The organism is Ruegeria sp. AM1 (assembly GCF_056540745.1).
Genome location: NZ_JBQFXH010000001.1, coordinates 1,549,818 through 1,569,451, shown reverse-complemented (window position 1 = coordinate 1,569,451; position 19,634 = coordinate 1,549,818). Strand labels below are relative to the sequence as shown.

Genomic DNA, 19,634 nt, shown 5'->3' with positions numbered 1-19,634 from the left:
TGGTTGCTGCGGAGATCAGACCGAGACTGTGGCCTCTCCGCTGTTCAACCAAGTGCGGATGCATCGATGTATTGGAAATTCTTGGTCCGAATACCCTGTATAAGAATGAGAAATACTCACGAAATCTGTGAGGTGGGTGAATTATTTTATGTTTTTAAATAATGATTTACGGTAATTTCTGATCCGGCTTGAGTTATTCTTTGACAACTTTTCACGAAACTGTTCGCGAAGTTTATCAGAAACTCCGGCTCCGACGTGTCTGACAACGAAATGCATGGTGGGTAGATCGAGGCAGACCTTTCATTCCCAGTCGTTGAGGACGGATCAGCAAGCCTCTCATCGCCGTTTTCTCGCCCAATCTGAGATTGGAATCTATCCGTTCCAGCCCCTCGTGAACTACATGAACGTGGATGGTCGGTATTCTCATAGTGCTTGACGGACAAGACCATGAAGACATCGATATCGGTCTCTTTCAGCGGGCTGATCATGGTGCTGCACCGGTAGGAGCCGGCCAGGAAAGAATCCAAAACTGTCATACCTGCCTCGGCCACGCCGCGCACATTCTGCTGGCGCTGCGATACGGTGCTTATTTGGAGGTTGGTAATGTGGCCCCATGGTCATGGAACAAGGCAGATCATCGCTATCCGACACCGGAAGAGGACTTGGCTGCCTTTGGGTATGCAGCTTCCGACGATGAAGTCGCCCGGTCCTCCGAACTGCGCATGGACCGGATGGGCAAACGGCGTAAGTCCTCGATAATGCCATCGCGCTAGTCGAGGCGTGAGAGGCGCGCCTCGCTCAACTCTCTACCCTAGGCCGTTTTGTGGAAACTGCATTGCAGCGACGGGCTACGTGGGCAATGACCGCAAATGCCGCCCGCGCGGACGGCCCAAATCCTTAGATTTCAATGGCCTCCGCAATCGTAAGGGCATCTTCAAGTTCAGCGCCTCGGTATCTGACTGTGCTATCTATCTTTGTGTGACCAAGCAATACCTGAACTGCACGCAAATTTCCGGTTTTCTTGTTGATTGGAGTGTACTTAGTTCCTCTCATCGAATGCGTACCGTAGGCGCTTGCTTCGAGGTCTATTGAAGTGACCCAGTCACTGACAATCCTTGCGTATTGGCGTGTTGAAATGTGCAGGTGCTCGTGGGACCTAGCCGGCCATATATATTCGGAGCCGACCCTAAGCTCGTCCTCCATCCACTTCTCGACAGACGCGCGTGTCCCCTCTGATATCTCGAACCGAACGGGTTTCTGGGTCTTGCTCTGCAACACTGACGCCCGTTCCTTAAGCTGGTCGGATGCCATAACGTCAACAGTTTTCATCTTCACCAAGTCACAACCGCGAAGCTTGCTGTCGATCGTCATGTTGAACAGAGCAAGATCACGGTGGTTTTTTGGCCAGTTCAAGTCGCACCCGGATCGCCCAGACATGCTTTGGTTTCAACAGTCGCTTCTGGACGACGATGCGGCCTTTGTTCCATGCCGAACGAAGTGCGCGAATGGCTGGTAGGTTTGGTGTTTCCATGACTGAGACTCCGATCCGCCATGCCCTCCTACAACGACAACTCAACGTTGACAGATCACCATATCACGACATCCTGCAGTGCATCCGAGGTCGGATCTGAGCCCTAAAGTGGACGTTCTGATGCAACAAAAAATCAGGCGCTGCTCAGTGCAATTCAACGAATGTGACATCAACTGAATACGCCATTAGCTTTGCGTTTGGTGACTATCATATCACTTCACAAGTTTGAATTTTAGGCGTTTCAACTTAGGGCTCCAGCTAAATAAGGTTTAACTACTTGAAAATTTTGAGTTGATCGTGAGACTTATAGTATGGGTGAGTATTTTGATGAAATGTTCAACGGCGATGGATCACTCAGAGGTCCTTATGAAGAAATAGGCCGTTGGTTCAACGCTGAGGATGCATCTCGATTGAGGGCCAAACAGCGCGAAGCCGAAGAGGTTTTCAGGCTGACGGGAATAACTTTTAACGTCTACGGCAAAGCCGAGGCCGAGGAACGTCTGATCCCGTTTGATATCGTACCACGAGTAATTTCAGCGCGCGAATGGCAGCGGCTGGAGCGCGGTATCGAACAGCGAGTACGATCGATCAACGCTTTTCTCCACGACATCTACCACCGTCAGGAAATTGTCCGCGCCGGGCGCGTGCCGGCTGAGATGATTGCCGGAAACGAAGCGTTCCTGCCGCAGATGCTTGGTGTCTCACCCCCCGGTCAGGTTTATACTCACATTGTCGGCGTTGATCTGGTGCGAACCGGCCCAGACGAGTTTTTCGTCCTGGAAGACAACGCCCGTACGCCATCCGGGGTCAGCTATATGCTGGAGAACCGGGAAACGATGCTAAAGATGTTCCCGGAGCTTTTTAGCGCAACTAATGTTCGGAATGTTTCAGATTACCCCCGTAGTCTGCGACGGTCACTTGCGGCCTGTGCACCAGCTTGCGCGGACGGAGAACCCACTGTCGCGGTGTTAACCCCCGGTATCTATAATTCGGCGTACTACGAACATGCGTTTCTTGCTGACCAGATGGCCGTGGAATTGGTCGAAGGTCACGACCTTCGGGTTGTCGACGGACGCGTCTGCATGCGCACCACCAGAGGCTATACTCCCATCGACGTGCTTTATCGCCGGGTTGATGATGACTTCTTGGATCCGCTGAACTTCAATCCCGATAGCGCATTGGGCGTACCAGGCATTCTGGACGTTTATCGCGCAGGCGGCATCACGATCGCCAACGCACCCGGAACGGGTATTGCTGATGACAAGGCTATCTATTCCTACATGCCTGAGATCGTTGAGTTCTACACAGGTGAGAAGCCTCTGCTCCAGAATGTTCCTACCTGGCGGTGCAGTGACCCCGATTCTTTGTCTTATGTATTGGATAATCTTGCCGAGCTTGTTGTGAAGGAAGTGCACGGGTCTGGCGGCTACGGGATGCTGATCGGCCCGACTGCCAGCAAAAAAGAGATTTCGGCTTTCCGGGATAAGCTCAAATCGCGGCCTGCGAACTATATTGCTCAGCCGACGTTATCACTCTCGACTGTTCCGATCTTCGCGCGTTCGGGACTTGCGCCCAGACATGTCGATCTACGACCGTTCGTTTTGGTGTCCCCGGAGGGGATCAAGATAACCCCTGGCGGATTGACCCGTGTGGCGCTGAAGAAAGGGTCGCTGGTCGTAAATTCGAGCCAGGGCGGTGGGACCAAAGACACCTGGGTTCTGGAGGACTGACCATGCTGGGAAAAACTGCTGGTGGGTTGTTCTGGATGTCCCGGTACCTAGAGCGAGCGGAAAATACGACCAGGCTGCTGGAAACAGGTCAGAGGATGGCGTTGACCCGCACCAAGAACTCCGTCGAGGAATGGGGCTCGGTTCTGAAAACAGCCGGAGTTCTAAATGGGTATTTCAGCAAGTATGATGAAATTTCAAAAGACAACGCTGTGGATTGGGTTCTACGTGATTCTGATAACCCGTCCTCGATCAAATCAGTCTTAAAGCAAGCAAGAGACAACGCGCGCCTTGTTCGGACGGCGCTGACCCATGATGTCTGGAGTGCGGTAAACTCTACCTGGATGCAGATTGATGAGGCGATGAAGCGGCGTGTGAATGAGCGGGACCTGCCTGCGACGCTAGAGCTTATTCGGCAACAGGCTGCATTGGTCCGTGGTGCAACATTGGGAACAATGCTGCGCAATGATATTTTCGACTTCACCCGCATTGGCACGTTTGTCGAGCGGGCCGACAACACTGGGCGCATCCTGGACGTGAAATACTATGTTCTTCTGCCCACAGCCTTCTCGGTCGGCTCGTCATTGGACAACATCCAGTGGGAAAGCATACTCCGTTCGGTCGGCGCAGGCGGGGGGTATCGAATGACCCATGGCGAGAAAACACGACCGTCAGATATTGCCCGGTTCCTGATCCTGGATCAACGCATGCCACGCAGCCTGCACTTTTGCTGCAGAAAGCTTCAAGAAAACCTGTCTTACCTGAAGAAAGACTATGGCTTTGCCGGACCTTCCTGCCAAGCGTCAGCTGCCCTCTACGAGAAATACCTGGATCAGAATATCTCTGATATCTTTGAATTCGGTCTCCATGAGTACATTGAGGATTTTCTGACCGATCTCGGCAACTTAAGCCGTCAAATCGAGATTGATTACCGGTTCTACGAGTAGCCAAATGAAACTGCACATTCGACATGAGACACGATACGACTTCGACGCCCCGGTTCCCTTCGGGTTGCAGCAATTGAGGAAGACACCAAAGTCATTTCGCAATCAGAACATTGTGAGTTGGAGCACCCAAATCACCGGCGGGCGCAAAGAACTCACATTTGAAGACTATCATCGCAACACGGTGGAATTGATCAGTTTTGAAGCTAATACCCAAAGCATCTCGTTGATTTCCGAAGGCGTTGTTGAGGCGGAAGACACACATGGCGTTCTAGGGCGTCACGAAGGGTCGATGCCGTTGTGGTTATTCAGAAGGAGCACGCTGCAGACAACGCCGGGGAAAGGGGTCGCGGATGTGATTGGTGCATTGCCCAAAGGTGAACCGCTGGAGCAGATGCATGCCCTGTCTGAAAGCGTTCGAACTCTGGTCGCCTACGAAATTGGAAGTTCGCAACCAGGTTGGAGCGCAGAAGACGCTCTCAGCGCCGGGTGCGGCGTGTGTCAGGACCATACGCATGTTTTTATTGCTTGTGCACGACAGATCGGAATGCCGGCACGCTATGTATCAGGTTACCTGATGATGAACGAAACGGAACTACAGGACGCGACCCATGCCTGGGCCGAGGTGCATTTGGACGGGCTTGGCTGGGTCGGGTTTGACGTTTCAAACGGGATTTCACCTGACGATCGATACGTACGTGTCGCAACTGGTCTGGACTATGCTCAAGCTGCCCCGGTAATAGGAAACAGAATTGGGACAGCGGGCGAGCAATTGACAGTGCAGTTGCAAGTCGCACAGCAGTAACGGAGAACTTAATGACCTATGCTGTGGGCATGCGGCTGAACCGCGGACTGGTGTTCATGTCCGATACGCGCACGAATGCTGGTGTCGACAATGTTTCGACCTTCAACAAGATGTTCAACTGGACAATCGAAGGGGACCGGTCGATCACAATCCTAACGGCTGGAAACCTGGCAACCACTCAGGCCACCATAAGCCTGCTGGAAGAGCGAACAAAAGCGCCCGCAGATCGTGCACCGTCCATCCTGGAAGCGCCGACAATGTTTCAAGTCGCGCAACTGGTTGCCGCTACGTTGAACGACGTCATTGAGGAGCATGCCCAATCCGGTCAGCAGGCTGACAGCGCTTTTCATGCGACACTTATTCTTGGAGGCCAGATCAAGGGCGGTTCCTCTCGCCTGTTTCTGATCTACCCTGAAGGCAACTTTATAGAGGCGGGCGACGATACCCCGTTCTTTCAGATCGGAGAGACAAAATACGGTCGTCCAATTCTGGTGCGCGCCTATGATCCTGAAATGAGCTTTCCGGAAACGGTAAAACTCTTGCTCGTGAGTTTCGACTCTACAATCAAGGCCAATCTATCTGTTGGAGCCCCGCTTGACTTGCTTCTCTACGATGAAGACAGCCTTGAAAGTGGTACGCGATCAAGGTTCGCAACCGACGATCACTACTTTCGAACTATTTCAGAGGGGTGGGGTGATGCGCTAAAATCTGCCCTTTCCAGACTTCCAGAGTACAATTTAGAAGGAAAGCTAAACGGTTGAACGTCCACTAAGTCCGCATACTGTGAGTGCCGTCAGCCATTGATTTGGGGCTCGCAGCAAACAGCAGGCTCGATGGGCCGGGATTTTTTGATCAGAATTCTTCTTAACCTGGACCTACTCAACGCTGGTATCTGCCGGCCTATAGGAGGTCTTTGTCATGCGCTTCTCTGAGGCTGAGCTATTGGTCATCGCAGGAAGAGGAACATGACATCATCTTCGTGATGTCGGACGCCGGTGATCAAAAGCATTCCGGACGTATCCGGCGTGTTCAGCAGGCGTCGAAAGGTTCGAACGGGCAAGACCCTGTCCGCGAAGTGCAGGTCTGATACATTGTGTGAAACGCAACCAATACCGTCGAAGGGATGCGTTACGGGCAGTGATGAAGAAAGCCGATGCTGTTTTCGAATGCGCAAACCGGGGAAGCGCGGCCCTTAACAACGGGGTGCATAAGTGCCAGATCATCGACATCTGCGGGACCGAACTCAGCCTATCTGATCGCGCTCATCCGGGGAGCGGCGACACGCCGCCGGCGAAGGACACCAGAATTGGTGCGATCAGGGCCACCCCAGCACGGATCATGTCACCTGTTCCTTCGGCCAGCTTGTGCGACGACCTCCAGTCGTCAAGGTCGAAATCCGCGGGAACATCATCTGACTGGCTGACCGAAATGGCGAGGCTCGTGATCTTGCCATCCAGAATGACCGCAACAGGCAGAAAATAGCTCAGCATCAGGAGGCAAAAATAAGTGCCCGTAAACAGACCTGATGCGTTCACCAGCGAACTGTAGGCGGCTTTGTCTGCGTCGGAAATCAGCGGCAGAGGCCAATACATCCAGCTTGCCGCAAAAAACATGCCAAAGGTCAGGATGAGACTGGAGAGGTATAATTGTTGCCGCATCTGCCGCAGGTTCCGTGCCAGCTCTGCTGCATTTTCCTCGATGTCATCGCTCTCGGTTGAGCCGAGGCAAAGGATCATTCCGACGATCAGTGATCCAATCGCGAGTCCCGCCGCTGCGTTGACGATGTCCAGAACCCGTTTGAACAGAGTGAAGACAGGTAGGTCGCCGCAGTGCCCCAACAGCCACCTGTCATCAGGACCAAAACATCCCGGCAATGTACCATGAGAGAGAGCGGTCTCAAAAACAGCCCGCCCAACCTGATGGTAAATTCTCGGACTGCCGGACTCTAAAAACTGCTGCGTGGTCGGCACGATCGCCAAGAGGATAATCGACAGGACAATAGCAACAGCCACTATTCTGCTCTGACGCTCCATCGGGCGCGCGAGGTTTCGAATTAGGACTGCCACCGGCAGAAAGGCGAGCGCCACAAAGAACCAGGATGCGGCCAGAAACCGAAATCGGCCAACCGCCTCCAGCCATGCGCGCTCGTCAAGAACAATGGCGACCGGGACATCTAGTTCACTTGCCACCATGTACTTTTGGATCAGCCCGTGCATTCCAAAAATACAAACCGGCAGCATCGCGATCGCAAAATAGACTGGTTTGATTCGGCGAGAAGGCACACCAGATCCTTTTCATTATAGCGAGGTACAGTTTTGATCCTAACACATGTTCTGCGCGAAAGCGGCTTTTTGAGCATGATCAAGGGGGTGATCGCTCTGCGTAGGCATCATATCTCCGCTGTGGGATCGTTCTGCGGGTTTGGTTTCCGGAAGGATGTGTTGAAGATCAATGACCAACCCCATGCATTGGTCATTGATGTTTGAGCGTCTCTTCCTTTCCGCCATCAGCCTCGAGGGCTGCGCGGTCATGGTTACTTTGGCGCCACTTTGGAGAACGCTTTGAGATCTTCGTCGAATTTCTTTTTGGCATCATGCACCTTCTTATGAAGGTCGCCGATCTTGATCATGATTTTGGACAGCTCAACGGTCGCAGATCCCATTTTGGATAAATCGCCGCTCTTGATGATCGTGTCGTATTTGGCCATGTCGCGATTGGCCTTATCCAGGTTTTCCTGTGCTTTCTTCATGTTGGTCATCGAAGCCTGCATCTTCTTTGCCGCTGCTTCGATCTGTTTCGTCGTCGCCATCTTTGTCATTCTCCTAAATACGACATTGCAGCTTGTGTATTAGAGAGGTGTCGAACAACGTACAGTGAAGTACTTCACCTACATCTCAGTGAAATTTTAGACTTTTCACCGGACTTGCTGCACCAGACCAAAATCAGGCGTCTGGGCAGAAGGGGGTGTTTGCTTATAACCGCCTTTCCAATCGAGGCAGTAGGTTGTAAGCATTTTCCCAGAGCGCGACGATGCTGCTGACGGCGGTTTTTGTTGTCTCGCGGGCGTGATGGAATGGTAGACATATCGGACTTAAAATCCGAAGGCCTTAGCGCCGTGTGGGTTCGAGTCCCACCGCCCGCACCATGAGTTGACTACACAGGGTATCCAAGCTGCGCTATCAGGCGCCAAATATCCTGATTGGCTTTTGAAAGCTGGGCGACCACCCGCTCGATCTCTTGCAGAGCGGTGTCATCCACCGTGTCTTCCCGCCCCAGTTTGATATCGGTTTTGCGATCCGCAATGCGCATTAGGATGGTTTTCGGATTGCCGCTTTCCTGATCGAAGGAATAGATACAGTGGTTGTATTTGTTCCGAACGCCAGACAGTTTCGTCAGGCGCTGGGTATGTTCAAGGATCTTGTCGCGGATATCGGGGGATCGTCCCTCCATTTTCGCCAGACGCTCGACCAGGTCGATGCGGGCGCGGGTGGTGTTGAGGGTCAAAAAGATAATAACGGCGACATCCTTGCTGGTGCAGCTCAGGCCAGCGATCAGATGGATCAGCAGGCTTTCCGTATTGGTCCACATATAGTTCAACCGCCCGACCAGCAGGATCAGGCGGTCGAACTTTGTTTCAGGCCCGTCAGTCAAGAGGGGTCTGCGGCGCTTCGGCCGGGGCCGCTTCGAAATAGAAATGTGCCGCGGCGGTTCGGTTGCTGACGCCGATTTTCCCAGACACGTTATGCATGTGCAGCTTGACTGTATGCTCGGTTATGCCCAGCTTTGACGCGATGGCCTTGTTGCTTTCACCTAAAGAGACCAGCCGCAGAACCTGTTTCTCACGACGGGTGAGCTTGGAATAAAGCGGATTTTCTTCTTTAGCCGGCGCATCATGTGGGGATTCGGCCTGATGGTTGGTCCTGTTCTTTGCGCAGGGAAGACAATCAGCCAGAAAGCTTGGAAGATACAGCTCTTCATGCATCACTAGTCGCAGAATTGCGCGCCAGACATCCGGAGCCACGTTCATCGGCAGGTATCCGATGTCGCCAAAACGAGAGCGATCCCAGTGCTCAAACAGGAATCGGGCCGCCTCGTCCTTGCGATAGGCAAACACCAGGCATCCCGAGGATGCCGCCTGTTCATACTCGGATGGACGGCTTACCAGATCTTCAAGCAGCATCTGATCGACGACAAGGACCTTTCCGGCGTTTGGTGCGGCTAGCTGTGGCCCAAGACTGTCCACGCGGCGGGCGGTCACTCCAAATTCGTTGTGAACGCTTTTTAGGGTTTGATTTGAGTAGAACAGCTCACGCCCGATGAATATGATCGCAAAATCTTCGGAAGAACCTGAGGCACATGAATTCCTGTCTTTCTCTAAAACAGACATTTTCCTTCCCCCAAAATAAAAAAACTCACCGTTTTTTGCATCCGCTAATGGGTGCTTTTTGCCCGGTGTGAAACTGGTAATAACTTTAAAAAATTAGGATCGATCATATCCGAAAGTTCGAATTTCATCAACATATTGTTTCTTGAAACGCGTTGAATTTAGAACTTTCGGTTAGGTCTTTGTTTTCGATGTCCGCTTAACAGTCGGAAAGAAATGGATTTTCCAATCGCCGATTCAGGAGGTGGTCAGACGCGCTGTATTTTCGTCTGATAACTGCTGAAGTTTTAAAAATATCCATTAAACAAAAGCACTTACTCATTTATAGTACCTTCGGCCAGCTATGCAGCAAGGGTAACTGCTGCAACCATGGCGCTGCTTCTATTCACGAAGCGCAATTGTACCTGACGTGACCACCATCCGCATACTTCGCGAATTTCGAGCGGTCACTGAGTCGGCTTGGCCGAGAAAGGGGGCGCATAGACAAAAGCAAATGATCAAGGCCGCATGCATGCCCGTTTGGAGCATGGGTGCGCAAATTCTGTTTCAACCGCGCCGAATATCGCTTTGTAGATGAATGGCGGTCTGGCGCATCTAAAATGGATAATTGTTATGCGACGCAATACGAATAATACAAATGTTACGACCGTTGATGAAATTAATGTCGAGAACCTCGACGCTGACGTAGATACCGAGGTTCAGATTGATGAAGCGGAAATCGAGGCCAACCTGAACGCGCAGCAGCAGGAACAGGCCGTCGAAAATACCAACAACAACCAGGATGAGCAAAACCAGGCGCAGGCTCAGGCGACGAATGTCGAGAATGAGCAGGGCCAAGAACAGGCTCAGGGTCAGGCCCAACAGCAGGGCCAGCAGCAGCAAAACACCAATGGCGGTGACGACAGCAATTCGAACTCCAACAACAACGCGATCAATATCGACTTTGGAGGTGGCGAGTGGATTCCGCGGGACGACGATCAGGTTGATCTGGATATCGGGGATTCCGCAACGATTGGTGATGTGATTACGGCCGGTGGTGACGTAAACTACGATCCCGGCGATGATCTGAACCTGGACATCTCATTGAACGGTCCCGGCAATGATATGTCATCAGTCAACAGCCAGCTGGCGAACCTGAGCGATGATGACACCCTGGATTCACCAACCGTATCCAACAATGCCGGCTTCTATCAGAACGGCAATGCAAATGGCGGAACTGCCCATGCCGAAGAGGGTATCGGGTCTTCTGCGAATGGTGGTGACTCGGGTGCTGGCGGCACCAGTTATGGTGGCTCAGCAGCAGCTGAGACCCATGGCAGCAACGCCTTCGCGCTGGGTGGGCATACCGGTAACGCCGGTGCGGCCGCGCAGGGTGGCGATGGCGCCAGCTCTGGTGATGCAAACAACACCAGCCTTGGTCTGGGCCTGTCAGGCGCAGAAGCAAGCGGTGAAAGCAATGCCGGTAATGGCGGCAATGCAAACAGCACTTCTGAAGCCACAAATTCCGGCAGTTCGAATGCCAACGGTCAGGGCACAGGCGGAAACGGCGGTAACGCTGAATCCTTTGGCATGGGTCTTGGTCTGGGCTTGTCGGGCGCCAATGCCGAAGGCTCTGCAGATGGTGGAGATAACACTTCTGCCTCGATCGGGGCAGGTCTTGGTCTGGCTGGCAACGAAAGCGGTGCATCGGGTGCCAATGGTGGTGGTGCTGAATCGGCGAATACCGGTTCTGCCTCGAACAACAGCTCGGGCAACAACGAAGCCAATGATGCAACTGCTGGCAGCAACGGTGCCGCAGGTGCAGCAGGCAGCGTAGCTGGCAGCGGTGCAGATGGTACTGGTGGTAGCGGTACTGGCGGTCAGGGCTCTGGCGGAACCGGAGCTGGCGGTGCAGGCAACGGCGGTGCCGGAACCGGTGGTGACGGCTCGGGTGGCTTCTCGGGTATGGTCGAAGCGGCGATTGCTGCGCTGAACCAGGAAATCGGTGGTGGACCCGGTCTGAACGCCGGAAACGCAGATGCTGATACCGGTGGTGGCGGAACTTCGGGCAACAACCCGGGAACCGGCGGTGCCGGATCGGGTGGCGCAGGAAGCGGCGGTGCCGGATCGGGTGGTGCAGGAAGCGGCGGCCCAGGTTCTGGCGGCGCAGGTTCCGGCGGCAGCTCGGCTGCGAACTCGGGCGCACAGGGTGTGGGCGATCAGTCGGCAAGTGGTCCGAACATCACCCAAAGCCCCGGCGACGTAAACGGCGCGGCCAGCAATCCGCAAACCTCTGAGGCTGCGGGTGGCGCAGGTGGCTCGAACGCTGCCAATGGTGCGGCCAGCGGTTCCGGCTCGGGTACCTCTGCCGCAGAAGGCGCGGGTGGTGCAGGTGGGTCTGTAAGCCCAACCGCCACCTCGACAGGTACCGGCACGGGTTCGACCGAGGCCGACAGCGAAGGTGGCGCAGGTGGTGCGGCTGATGTGTTTGCAGATGCAGACACCAATGGGTCCGCAGACAGCCTGGCCGAAGCTATTGCCGGCTATGGCGGAGACGCCGCGAACGACAATGACGCAACCTCGACCGGGACGGGCAGCGCAACGGGCGCGGCCACCTCGGGTGCGGGTGGCGCCGGCGGCGCAGCTGCTGCAAGCGGCGGTACCAGCGGCTCGGCCATGGGTACGGCGATGTCGGGCGATACCATGGGTGGCACGATCACCGGTGGCAGCGCGGCAGGTGCCTACTCGGGTGACGGCGGTGCCGGTGGCAATGGCGGCATGTGGGGTTCAAACAATGGTGGCGATGGCATCGTGACCGGCGAATCCTACGCATCGGCAGCCGCAGTTGTGGATACGTCAGCCTTCAACCAGTCGATCGTTATGGGTGCCAACGTGCTTGGCAACTCGGTCGATACGACCATGGTTGGCGGGTCGATGACCTCGACATATTCGAGCGAAGACACCGACGTGTAAGCCAATATCGCGAGGGGCCGCATTTTCGGCCCCTCATGTTTCACAAGAATGCCGGGGCCGCGATTTGCGGCCTCGGCCCAGCTAAACCCAAACCGGAAATTTGCTGCCGGGCGGGGTGAGAGGGATAGTAGGTATGTCACTCGACAGTGTTACGGAAACGATTGCGCATTTTGTTGGTACTTTTAACCTGACGATTGAACAAGCCCGCCTGAGGGATCAGTACGAAGAGTTCACGGCGCTCAGGCGCAAGGCGGAAATTGATGAGCTGGACGATCCCACCATCATCCGGGTCAAGGCGGATCTGGATCTTGATCCCGGCGACTATGACCCGCTGCCTTTCCGTTTCAAAGCACCACCAGCCGAGCCGGGTCTGCCACCCTATTATGGCGGGCCGACCGATGAGACGATCATCACCCTGGGCACGCCGGGCATCCCCCAGCAGGTTTTGCCCGATGGTCAGCTGGGGTTCGCGGTGGCTCCTCAGCTTGTCATTCTGCAACCCGAGCCGCAGGGCGAGGTGCTGGGTTCCGCAGTCACCTATACTTTCCAGGCCCTGCGGCTGAGTGACAACGACGCCGTTGGCGAAGGTGACTTTCGGGATGCAAATGTCCTGATGGCTCAGGCCGAGGCAACGCTGGATATGGCATTGTCACTGCATGCGATGTCCGCGCCCTCTTTGGCGATTTCCGACTATTTGTCGGGTGACTACGTTGAAGAGCTGGCCGAGCAGATGCAGGCTCCGATGAATTCCGAGGTTGATGGCGTCACGATCCATCAGTTCCACGGCGACGACGCCATGGGTGTGATTGTAAATGGCGAGCATGTCGACGAAGCCCCCGTCTGGGAAGACCTGCTGCCAGATTATCACCAGCCCGACGAGGTGGAAGAGACCGAAGAGGCCGGGCTGCTGCCGGATGAATGGGACCAGTCGGAAGACCCCGAATTTGATGATGGCCACGTGGTGATTGTCGGCGGCAATCTGGCGGTCAACGCGGTCGGGGCCACAGTTGCCTGGGTAGATGCGCCTTACATTGCCGTTGGCGGGCAGGCGATCAGCCTGACAATGGTGTCTCAGGTTGCCATCGTCTTGGATATGGATCAGGGCAATACCGGCAGCGGGTCGGGCACCAGCATAGTCCAATCGGCGCAGATCGAGGTCGAAGCCGCGCCCGCGCCCTGGCTTGCGGAAAGCACCGAAGGCAGCGCGCAGCCCTCGTTCCTGACCGTGGATTGGATACATGGCGATCTTGTCGTCGCGAATTTCATTCAGCAGACGATTGACGCCACGGATATCGACCATATCGAGACCGAGATTTCAGCCGCTTCGACACTCTATGCCATGGGCGACAACGAGATGGTCAACGTCTCGGACCTGATCCAGTTGGGCAGCTATTATGACCTTATCATGATCGGTGGGGACATGGTCTCGATCGACATGCTGTATCAGACCCTTGTTCTGATGGATGATGATGTCGTGACCGGCGGCCTGTCCGGGGGCGCAGGTGGTGGAGATGACAATCTGGTCATGAACCAGGCCTCACTGACAACCATGGGCGAGGACACGTCGGAAGAGCTGTATGATGATCTGGCCGAAGCGATGGACCTTGCCGAGATGGACATGGCCGCGCTGGAAGAGGCGCTGCTGAACGATCCCATGTTCGCGGGCACGGAACAGATGCGCGTGCTGAAGATCGACGGTGATCTGCTGCAGATCAACATCATTGAACAGACCACGATGCTGGCCGATCAGGATGATGTGCATCTGGCGGGGCCGCATGCCGCCCAGACCGAGGTGATTGCAGGCAGCAACGCGATGCTGAACGCGGCGAATATTACCAAAATCGGTGTGGATTCGACGGTCATGGCGGGTCAGGGAACCTATTCCGATCTGTTGCTGCATCAGGCCAGCCTGCTTGATCTGCCGGACAACGAAGAAAACCCCGAACTTACCAACGACGCCATCGCCATTCTTCTGGAAGAGGCGGTGGGCGCATCCGGTCAAACCGGGTCCATGCCGGCGATCGAATTGACGCCTGCCGAATTGGCGAACGCCTCAGATGGCCTGCAATCCATGCTGGCCTGATTTCCCAGTACTTAACGAGTGACCGGAAAGTTTAGTTATGTCGATCGTGTTTACGTCGCGCCGCACCCGCTTTGCCAGCCCTTTGGATCGGTATGGCGGTGGGGGACGGCTGACTCTGAACCCTGATGATCAGGTTGCGCCTAAGGGTGCGGGGGACACAGATTTGGAGATGTCCACATTGAGGCTGAGCAGGGATATGCGTTTGCCGGAACCCGACTGCAGCCCGACCGGGCTGTGCGAAGAAAACGGTCAGACAGAGCCCGCATCAGCGGCCGACGGCGAAGAACAGATTGCGATGCAGCCCGAAGAAGCTGCCCGCGTACGGGGTGAGCAGCAGGACGAACATGAACGACCATGCGCCGAACCTCCTCTTCGGCGCGAGCAGCCGCAGCCCGTACCCAATTCCCAGAGTGCGGGCAGCGACAAAGGGGTGGCCGATGCCGATGACCTCGATCCGGAACCCGTTGAACAGCCGACTGCGCGGAAGACCCCCTCGTCGCAGTCGGGTGGAACGGATCGCATAGGCACCACTATCGAGGCCAAGGCAAATCAGCCGTTGACCCGCTCTGATTCAGGCGGCGGAGACGGCAAAGGGCCACCCCAAACCTTTCACAAGCGCACGCCGCCCGAGGATTTCCAGAAGACATTGCGCGTGTCGATGCGCGCGATCTGGCGCAACCTGGCCTTTGTGCTGGTGCTGACCTGTGCGACCAATATCCTTATTCTGGCGATCCCGATTTATCTGTTTCAAATCAGCGACCGGGTTCTGACAAGCCGTTCGCTGGATACGCTGGTCATGCTGACCGCGATTGTTGCCGGTGCGGTGATTTTTCAATCGATCTTTGACGCGGTGCGGCGGTTCATGTTGATGCGAACTGCCGTAGAAGTGGCCGCCCGTCTCGGGGCTCCGGTCCTGAGCGCGGCAGCCCATGCCTCGCTGCATGGAAACGGGCGGGAATATCAGACGCTGGGCGACCTGCAGCAGGTGCGCGGGTTTCTGGTGTCGGGGACGTTGATTTCCTTTTTGGACGTGCCCTTTGCGCCGCTCTTTATCTTGATGATCTTTCTGGTTCATCCTCAGCTTGGGATGATTGTGGTGGTGACGGCGCTGCTGCTGATGATCATTGCGCTGATTAACCAGAAAATGACCGCCAAGCCCTTTGCCAAGGCCAACCGGGCGCAATCTCTGGCCAACCAGCATCTGGATTCGATGTCGCGCAACAGCCAGATCATCAACGCGCTGGCGATGATCCCCGAGGCCGTCCGTATCTGGGGCCGCGACACGGCGCAATCGCTGACATGGCAGGTCAGGGCACAGGATCGCAACGTGATCTTTGCCGCGATTTCGCGCGCGGTGCGTTTGCTGACCCAGATTGGCATTCTGGGCTGGGGCGCATTTCTGGCCTTGCAGGGCGAGATCACCGGAGGGATGGTCATTGCCGCCTCGATCATCGCAGGCCGCGCCTTTGCCCCCATCGAGGGGTCAATTGAGGGCTGGAACAGCTTTTTGCTGACCCGCGGCGCGTTTGACCGCATCAAATCCCTGTTGGCCAATTCTGCCCTTCAATTCGAAAAACTGCGCCTGCCGCAACCCGAAGGGCGGCTGGATGTCGAACGCTTGCTATATGTACCGGGGGGCACAAAGCGGGTTGTATTGAACGGTATCTCATTCTCGCTGAACCCCGGGGAAACCCTTGCGATCATTGGCAATTCCGGGGCGGGAAAAACCACGCTCGGCAAAACGCTGGTTGGGTCGATCCTGCCGACGTCGGGCAGTGTGCGCCTTGATCTGATGGATATCCGCAACTGGGACCCGCGCCAGTTTGGCGAAAGCATCGGCTATCTGCCGCAGGACGTGCAGCTGTTTCCCGGAACGATCAAGGACAATATCGGCCGTATGCGGGCCGATGCGACCGATGAACAGATTCACGACGCGGCGGTGCTGGCTGATGTACACAATATGATCGCCACCCTTCCGCAGGGTTATGAGACGGTGGTTGCCGCCGATGGTTCGCCGCTGTCAGGTGGGCAGAAACAGCGCATCGCTCTGGCGCGTGCGTTTTTTGGCAATCCGCAGATGGTGGTTCTGGACGAGCCGAACTCCAACCTGGATGTCGCCGGTGACAAGGCATTGGCGCGGGCGATTGAGCAGGCAAAAGACAATAAAATCACCGTTGTGGTCATCACGCAGAAACCGACGTTGTTGAATGTGGTCGATAAGATCATGCTGCTGACGGATGGGCGTGTGGCGCTGTTTGGGCAGCGCGAACAGGTGCTGCAGCAACTGAACGGGCCGCGCCAGCAGCCCGAGTTGTAAGGTTAAGGGGAGGAGAGTGATGAGCGAACTGGTTCGGGTTGAGAATCCCGCTGTTTGGTACTCTGAGGTTCCGAGATCGATTAACAGGCTGATCGTTCTGGGTCTTGTCCTTCTGATCCTCTGCTTTGGCGGGTTTGGCGTCTGGTCCTTTCGGGCACCGCTGGCCGCTGCGGTGATCGCTCAGGGCAGTTTTGTGGCCACCGGGCGCAACAAGATTGTTCAACACCTCGAAGGTGGGATCATCGAGGATATCTTGGTGTCCGAAGGTGAGACCGTGCAGTCTGGGCAGATATTGATGACACTCGATCAGACCTCGGCCGAGGCCAATGAACGCGAGCTGTTCATTCGAAAGATACGCCTGCAGGCCATGGTCGAACGCTTGTTGGCCGAGTATGGCGAGCAGGACAGATTATCCTTTTCCCCCGCGCTGATCGCCGCGTCGGACGATGTTGAGGTTATGACCATATTGGACAATCAGAAGTTGAGCTTTGAGGTGTCGCGGAAGACGCTGTTGAACGACATCGCCCTGCTCGAACGCAACATGGAGGCGCTCAAGATCAGGGCATCGGGCTTTGAGGCGCAATTGACCAGCATGGAGCGGCGGCAAGATATCCTTCAGGAAGAATATGACACCAAGAAATCGCTGTTTGAGAAAGGCTTGGTCCGCAAAGGTGATCTGAACACGATCCGCCGTGTTCAGGCCGAGGCAGAAGGTCAGCTTGCCCGACTTCAGGCCGAAACGGCAGAGGTTAATCAGATGCTCTTGAAGTACGAGGAACAAATCTCACGCACGCGTTCGGCCTATCGAGAGGCGGCGCTGGATGAATTGGGCGTGATCGAAGCTGACCTAGAAAGTGTCCGCGAAAAGGCCCGTCAGGCCCGCAGTGTTCTGGACCGGGCCGTGGTGCGCGCGCCTGTCACCGGAACGGTGGTGCGCCTGCACTATCACACGCCCGGCGGCGTTATCGAAACCGGTGAGCCGATCGCGGAAATCCTGCCTGCTGATGCGCCCTTGATCATCGAAGCTCAGATTCCCCGGACCGAGATCGACAGTGTTGTGACCGGGCAGGATGCAACCGTGCGGCTGGTGGCTCTGAATCAGCGCACGACGCCGGTGCTAAGCGGCGAGGTCTATTATGTTTCCGCCGATTCCCTGCTGGAAGAGGCCGGGGGGATTCCACAGGAGGTCTATCTGGCTCGCATTTCGCTGACGTCAGATGAGCTGGGGCGCGTTCGGGGTTTTGTACCCACACCGGGTATGCCCGCCGAGATTATGATTCAGACTGAGGAACGCACCTTTGCAGCCTACATCGCCAAACCGGTGGTGGACAGTATGTCGCGGGCATTCCGTGAGCATTGAGTGGCTTGAAACTGATGCAAATCAAAGCTCTGCACAGGCCAGCACCTTATTGTCGGGGCCGGACGTCAAACAATGGGACATCTGGCCATGATACGCCTCGCAGCTGTACTGTATTCTTTGATCTCAACCGCCCTGGCAGGCTCGGCCGTTATCGCCGTTTTATCGGCGGGGCTGGTTTCAGCATCCACAATCATCGCTGCAGCAGCTGCCGGATTCGTGGTCGCCGCGCCTGTGTCGTGGATCGTTGCAAAGCGCCTGTATTCGCGGTCAGCCTGACGTTCAGGCGTTCAGAAAGGCTCTGACAGCGGCCTCGAATTCACGCGGTTTTTCTGCATGCAGCCAATGCCCCGCGCCGGGTATCTTGGCAAAGCGTGCCTGTGGGAATAGGGCGCGAATCCTGTCTCTGTGTTCGGGCAGTACATAGTCAGACGCACCGCCGGACAAAAACAGGGCCGCGCCTTCCCAAACCGCGTCAATGTCGGGGAACCCCATGATTTTGGGCATTTCTTCCGCCAGCGCATCAAGGTTGAGCAGCCACTGCTTTTCGGTGACGTTCAGGGATTGTGTAAAGAAGCTCTGCAGGGCTCTCTCGACACCCAGCGCTGCCAATTGCTGTTCTGCGTCCGAGCGCCGTTCAAGAGTTGACATATCTACGGCGCGCATCGCCTCGATATACTGTATTTGGCTGTGGCCATAGGCCACCGGCGCGATATCGGCGACGACCAGTTTGTTGACCAGCGTACCATGCTGTAACGCCAGCACCATCGCCGCCTTTCCGCCCATCGAATGGCCAATGACATCGGCCGGATGCCCGATGGCTTCAACAACTTCTGCCAGATCACGCGCCAGACGAGGATAGTCGTGGGACCTGTCCCACAGGCTGTGTCCATGATTGCGCATATCTACGGCGATCACCTGACGTTCATCAGACAATCTGCGCGCGATGACACCCCAGTTGCGTCCCGAACCATACAGGCCATGCGCGATAAGCAGGGGCGGGCGGTCGGTCGGTTCGCCGTGTGTGATCATATTCAGCATGACGCTGTGATACCTGCCGTCGCGTTGAACAGCCAGCCCCATTGTCGGCAATAGCCGACGGGGTTACATAGTCGGTTCAGGAGGCGCCCATGGCACAGGAAACCGATCTTCAGACCGAAATTGCGCAGACGATACTTTTGTTGCGCAAGAAGCTGGGGGTGCGCGACAAGACTCTGGACGCATCTGTACGGCGCGCGAAACGACGATTGCCGCGCCGTGTATACCGGCAGGCTTTGCTGCTGGCAGGGGCGGAACAACTGTCAGAACACCCTAAGCTGCGCCTGACGCTTGACAACAGGCTGTTGAACCAAGCCTCGCAGGATGTACAGGCGCATTTGAATGCGATCAATCTGGCGGACCGTCGATGGGGCTGGTTCCTTGGGGTGCTGGGCAGCCTGGCGTTCAGTCTTCTGGCATTGACGACGCTGATACTAGTCTTTCTCAGGTGGCGCGGGTTGATCTGAGAACCGCTTTTGTCATATGCGCTTGGTTG

The 19,634-nt window shown here is 55.7% G+C and carries 17 protein-coding genes, 1 tRNA gene and 1 pseudogene; 13 read left to right on the top strand and 6 right to left on the bottom strand.

Annotated features, from left to right (window positions below; all coding sequences use genetic code 11):
- The first annotated feature begins 410 nt into the window (after positions 1–410).
- Positions 411–773, top strand: coding sequence for a hypothetical protein (locus tag ACR0I7_RS07825; protein WP_480509664.1), 363 nt, complete (start codon positions 411–413; stop codon positions 771–773).
- A gap of 124 nt (positions 774–897) precedes the next feature.
- Here ACR0I7_RS07825 and ACR0I7_RS07820 read toward each other — a convergent pair.
- Positions 898–1,531, bottom strand: a pseudogene (locus ACR0I7_RS07820) (tyrosine-type recombinase/integrase).
- 311 nt (positions 1,532–1,842) lie between these two features.
- Here ACR0I7_RS07820 and ACR0I7_RS07815 point away from each other — a divergent pair.
- From ACR0I7_RS07815 to ACR0I7_RS07795, 5 genes are all read left to right on the top strand, one after another.
- The gene (locus ACR0I7_RS07815) at positions 1,843–3,261 is read left to right on the top strand and encodes a circularly permuted type 2 ATP-grasp protein (protein ID WP_480509662.1); all 1,419 of its coding nucleotides are present in this window, start codon (positions 1,843–1,845) and stop codon (positions 3,259–3,261) included.
- 2 nt (positions 3,262–3,263) lie between these two features.
- Entirely contained in the window at positions 3,264–4,205 is a 942-nt protein-coding gene (locus ACR0I7_RS07810; RefSeq protein ID WP_480509660.1) for an alpha-E domain-containing protein, read from the top strand.
- Between the two features lie 4 nt (positions 4,206–4,209).
- On the top strand, positions 4,210–5,007 hold the full coding sequence (locus ACR0I7_RS07805; RefSeq protein ID WP_480509658.1) for a transglutaminase family protein: 798 nt from the start codon (positions 4,210–4,212) through the stop codon (positions 5,005–5,007).
- Positions 5,008–5,018: 11 nt separating this feature from the next.
- Positions 5,019–5,768: a proteasome-type protease gene (locus tag ACR0I7_RS07800; protein ID WP_480509657.1), complete on the top strand. Its 750-nt coding sequence runs from the start codon at positions 5,019–5,021 to the stop codon at positions 5,766–5,768.
- 152 nt (positions 5,769–5,920) lie between these two features.
- Complete coding sequence (locus ACR0I7_RS07795; protein ID WP_480509655.1) at positions 5,921–6,094, top strand: hypothetical protein; 174 nt, start codon at positions 5,921–5,923, stop codon at positions 6,092–6,094.
- A 175-nt stretch (positions 6,095–6,269) separates the two neighbouring features.
- On the opposite strand, the gene ACR0I7_RS07790 is transcribed toward ACR0I7_RS07795, so the two are convergent.
- Both ACR0I7_RS07790 and ACR0I7_RS07785 read right to left on the bottom strand, forming a co-directional pair.
- On the bottom strand, positions 6,270–7,223 hold the full coding sequence (locus ACR0I7_RS07790; protein ID WP_480509653.1) for a hypothetical protein: 954 nt from the start codon (positions 7,221–7,223) through the stop codon (positions 6,270–6,272).
- Between the two features lie 317 nt (positions 7,224–7,540).
- On the bottom strand, positions 7,541–7,816 hold the full coding sequence (locus ACR0I7_RS07785; RefSeq protein ID WP_480509651.1) for a hypothetical protein: 276 nt from the start codon (positions 7,814–7,816) through the stop codon (positions 7,541–7,543).
- A 250-nt stretch (positions 7,817–8,066) separates the two neighbouring features.
- On the opposite strand from ACR0I7_RS07785, the gene ACR0I7_RS07780 reads away from it, so the two are divergent.
- Positions 8,067–8,152, top strand: a tRNA-Leu gene (locus tag ACR0I7_RS07780).
- A gap of 8 nt (positions 8,153–8,160) precedes the next feature.
- Here the strand turns inward: ACR0I7_RS07780 and ACR0I7_RS07775 are convergent.
- On the bottom strand, positions 8,161–8,658 hold the full coding sequence (locus ACR0I7_RS07775; protein ID WP_480509649.1) for a hypothetical protein: 498 nt from the start codon (positions 8,656–8,658) through the stop codon (positions 8,161–8,163).
- Complete coding sequence (locus tag ACR0I7_RS07770) at positions 8,651–9,394, bottom strand: helix-turn-helix transcriptional regulator (RefSeq protein ID WP_480509648.1); 744 nt, start codon at positions 9,392–9,394, stop codon at positions 8,651–8,653. Before ACR0I7_RS07770 ends, ACR0I7_RS07775 begins: the two co-directional genes overlap by 8 nt.
- A 609-nt stretch (positions 9,395–10,003) precedes the next feature.
- Between ACR0I7_RS07770 and ACR0I7_RS07765 the strand changes: the two genes are divergently transcribed.
- From ACR0I7_RS07765 to ACR0I7_RS07745, 5 genes are all read left to right on the top strand, one after another.
- On the top strand, positions 10,004–12,343 hold the full coding sequence (locus ACR0I7_RS07765; RefSeq protein ID WP_480509646.1) for a hypothetical protein: 2,340 nt from the start codon (positions 10,004–10,006) through the stop codon (positions 12,341–12,343).
- Positions 12,344–12,476: 133 nt separating this feature from the next.
- Positions 12,477–14,426, top strand: coding sequence for a type I secretion protein (locus ACR0I7_RS07760; RefSeq protein ID WP_480509644.1), 1,950 nt, complete (start codon positions 12,477–12,479; stop codon positions 14,424–14,426).
- Between the two features lie 37 nt (positions 14,427–14,463).
- Complete coding sequence (locus ACR0I7_RS07755; protein ID WP_480509643.1) at positions 14,464–16,743, top strand: type I secretion system permease/ATPase; 2,280 nt, start codon at positions 14,464–14,466, stop codon at positions 16,741–16,743.
- A 19-nt stretch (positions 16,744–16,762) separates the two neighbouring features.
- On the top strand, positions 16,763–18,103 hold the full coding sequence (locus ACR0I7_RS07750) for an HlyD family type I secretion periplasmic adaptor subunit (RefSeq protein WP_480509641.1): 1,341 nt from the start codon (positions 16,763–16,765) through the stop codon (positions 18,101–18,103).
- Positions 18,104–18,190: 87 nt separating this feature from the next.
- Complete coding sequence (locus ACR0I7_RS07745; RefSeq protein WP_480509639.1) at positions 18,191–18,379, top strand: hypothetical protein; 189 nt, start codon at positions 18,191–18,193, stop codon at positions 18,377–18,379.
- 3 nt (positions 18,380–18,382) lie between these two features.
- Here the strand turns inward: ACR0I7_RS07745 and ACR0I7_RS07740 are convergent, their stop codons facing one another.
- Positions 18,383–19,183 carry an alpha/beta fold hydrolase gene (locus ACR0I7_RS07740; protein ID WP_480509637.1) on the bottom strand — a complete coding sequence of 267 codons (801 nt, stop codon included), beginning with the start codon at positions 19,181–19,183 and terminating at the stop codon, positions 18,383–18,385.
- A gap of 47 nt (positions 19,184–19,230) precedes the next feature.
- On the opposite strand from ACR0I7_RS07740, the gene ACR0I7_RS07735 reads away from it, so the two are divergent.
- Entirely contained in the window at positions 19,231–19,605 is a 375-nt protein-coding gene (locus tag ACR0I7_RS07735; protein WP_480509636.1) for a hypothetical protein, read from the top strand.
- Positions 19,606–19,634 lie beyond the last annotated feature (29 nt).

What these genes read in the sequence shown, in the direction of transcription:
- ACR0I7_RS07825 (WP_480509664.1), top strand. Translation starts at nt 411, where the DNA reads ATGGTCGGTATTCTCATAGTGCTTGACGGACAAGACCATGAAGACATC.
- ACR0I7_RS07815 (WP_480509662.1), top strand. Translation starts at nt 1,843, where the DNA reads ATGGGTGAGTATTTTGATGAAATGTTCAACGGCGATGGATCACTCAGA.
- ACR0I7_RS07810 (WP_480509660.1), top strand. Translation starts at nt 3,264, where the DNA reads ATGCTGGGAAAAACTGCTGGTGGGTTGTTCTGGATGTCCCGGTACCTA.
- ACR0I7_RS07805 (WP_480509658.1), top strand. Translation starts at nt 4,210, where the DNA reads ATGAAACTGCACATTCGACATGAGACACGATACGACTTCGACGCCCCG.
- ACR0I7_RS07800 (WP_480509657.1), top strand. Translation starts at nt 5,019, where the DNA reads ATGACCTATGCTGTGGGCATGCGGCTGAACCGCGGACTGGTGTTCATG.
- ACR0I7_RS07790 (WP_480509653.1), bottom strand. Translation starts at nt 7,223, where the DNA reads ATGCACGGGCTGATCCAAAAGTACATGGTGGCAAGTGAACTAGATGTC.
- ACR0I7_RS07785 (WP_480509651.1), bottom strand. Translation starts at nt 7,816, where the DNA reads ATGGCGACGACGAAACAGATCGAAGCAGCGGCAAAGAAGATGCAGGCT.
- ACR0I7_RS07770 (WP_480509648.1), bottom strand. Translation starts at nt 9,394, where the DNA reads ATGTCTGTTTTAGAGAAAGACAGGAATTCATGTGCCTCAGGTTCTTCC.
- ACR0I7_RS07765 (WP_480509646.1), top strand. Translation starts at nt 10,004, where the DNA reads ATGCGACGCAATACGAATAATACAAATGTTACGACCGTTGATGAAATT.
- ACR0I7_RS07760 (WP_480509644.1), top strand. Translation starts at nt 12,477, where the DNA reads ATGTCACTCGACAGTGTTACGGAAACGATTGCGCATTTTGTTGGTACT.
- ACR0I7_RS07755 (WP_480509643.1), top strand. Translation starts at nt 14,464, where the DNA reads ATGTCGATCGTGTTTACGTCGCGCCGCACCCGCTTTGCCAGCCCTTTG.
- ACR0I7_RS07750 (WP_480509641.1), top strand. Translation starts at nt 16,763, where the DNA reads ATGAGCGAACTGGTTCGGGTTGAGAATCCCGCTGTTTGGTACTCTGAG.
- ACR0I7_RS07745 (WP_480509639.1), top strand. Translation starts at nt 18,191, where the DNA reads ATGATACGCCTCGCAGCTGTACTGTATTCTTTGATCTCAACCGCCCTG.
- ACR0I7_RS07740 (WP_480509637.1), bottom strand. Translation starts at nt 19,183, where the DNA reads ATGGGGCTGGCTGTTCAACGCGACGGCAGGTATCACAGCGTCATGCTG.
- ACR0I7_RS07735 (WP_480509636.1), top strand. Translation starts at nt 19,231, where the DNA reads ATGGCACAGGAAACCGATCTTCAGACCGAAATTGCGCAGACGATACTT.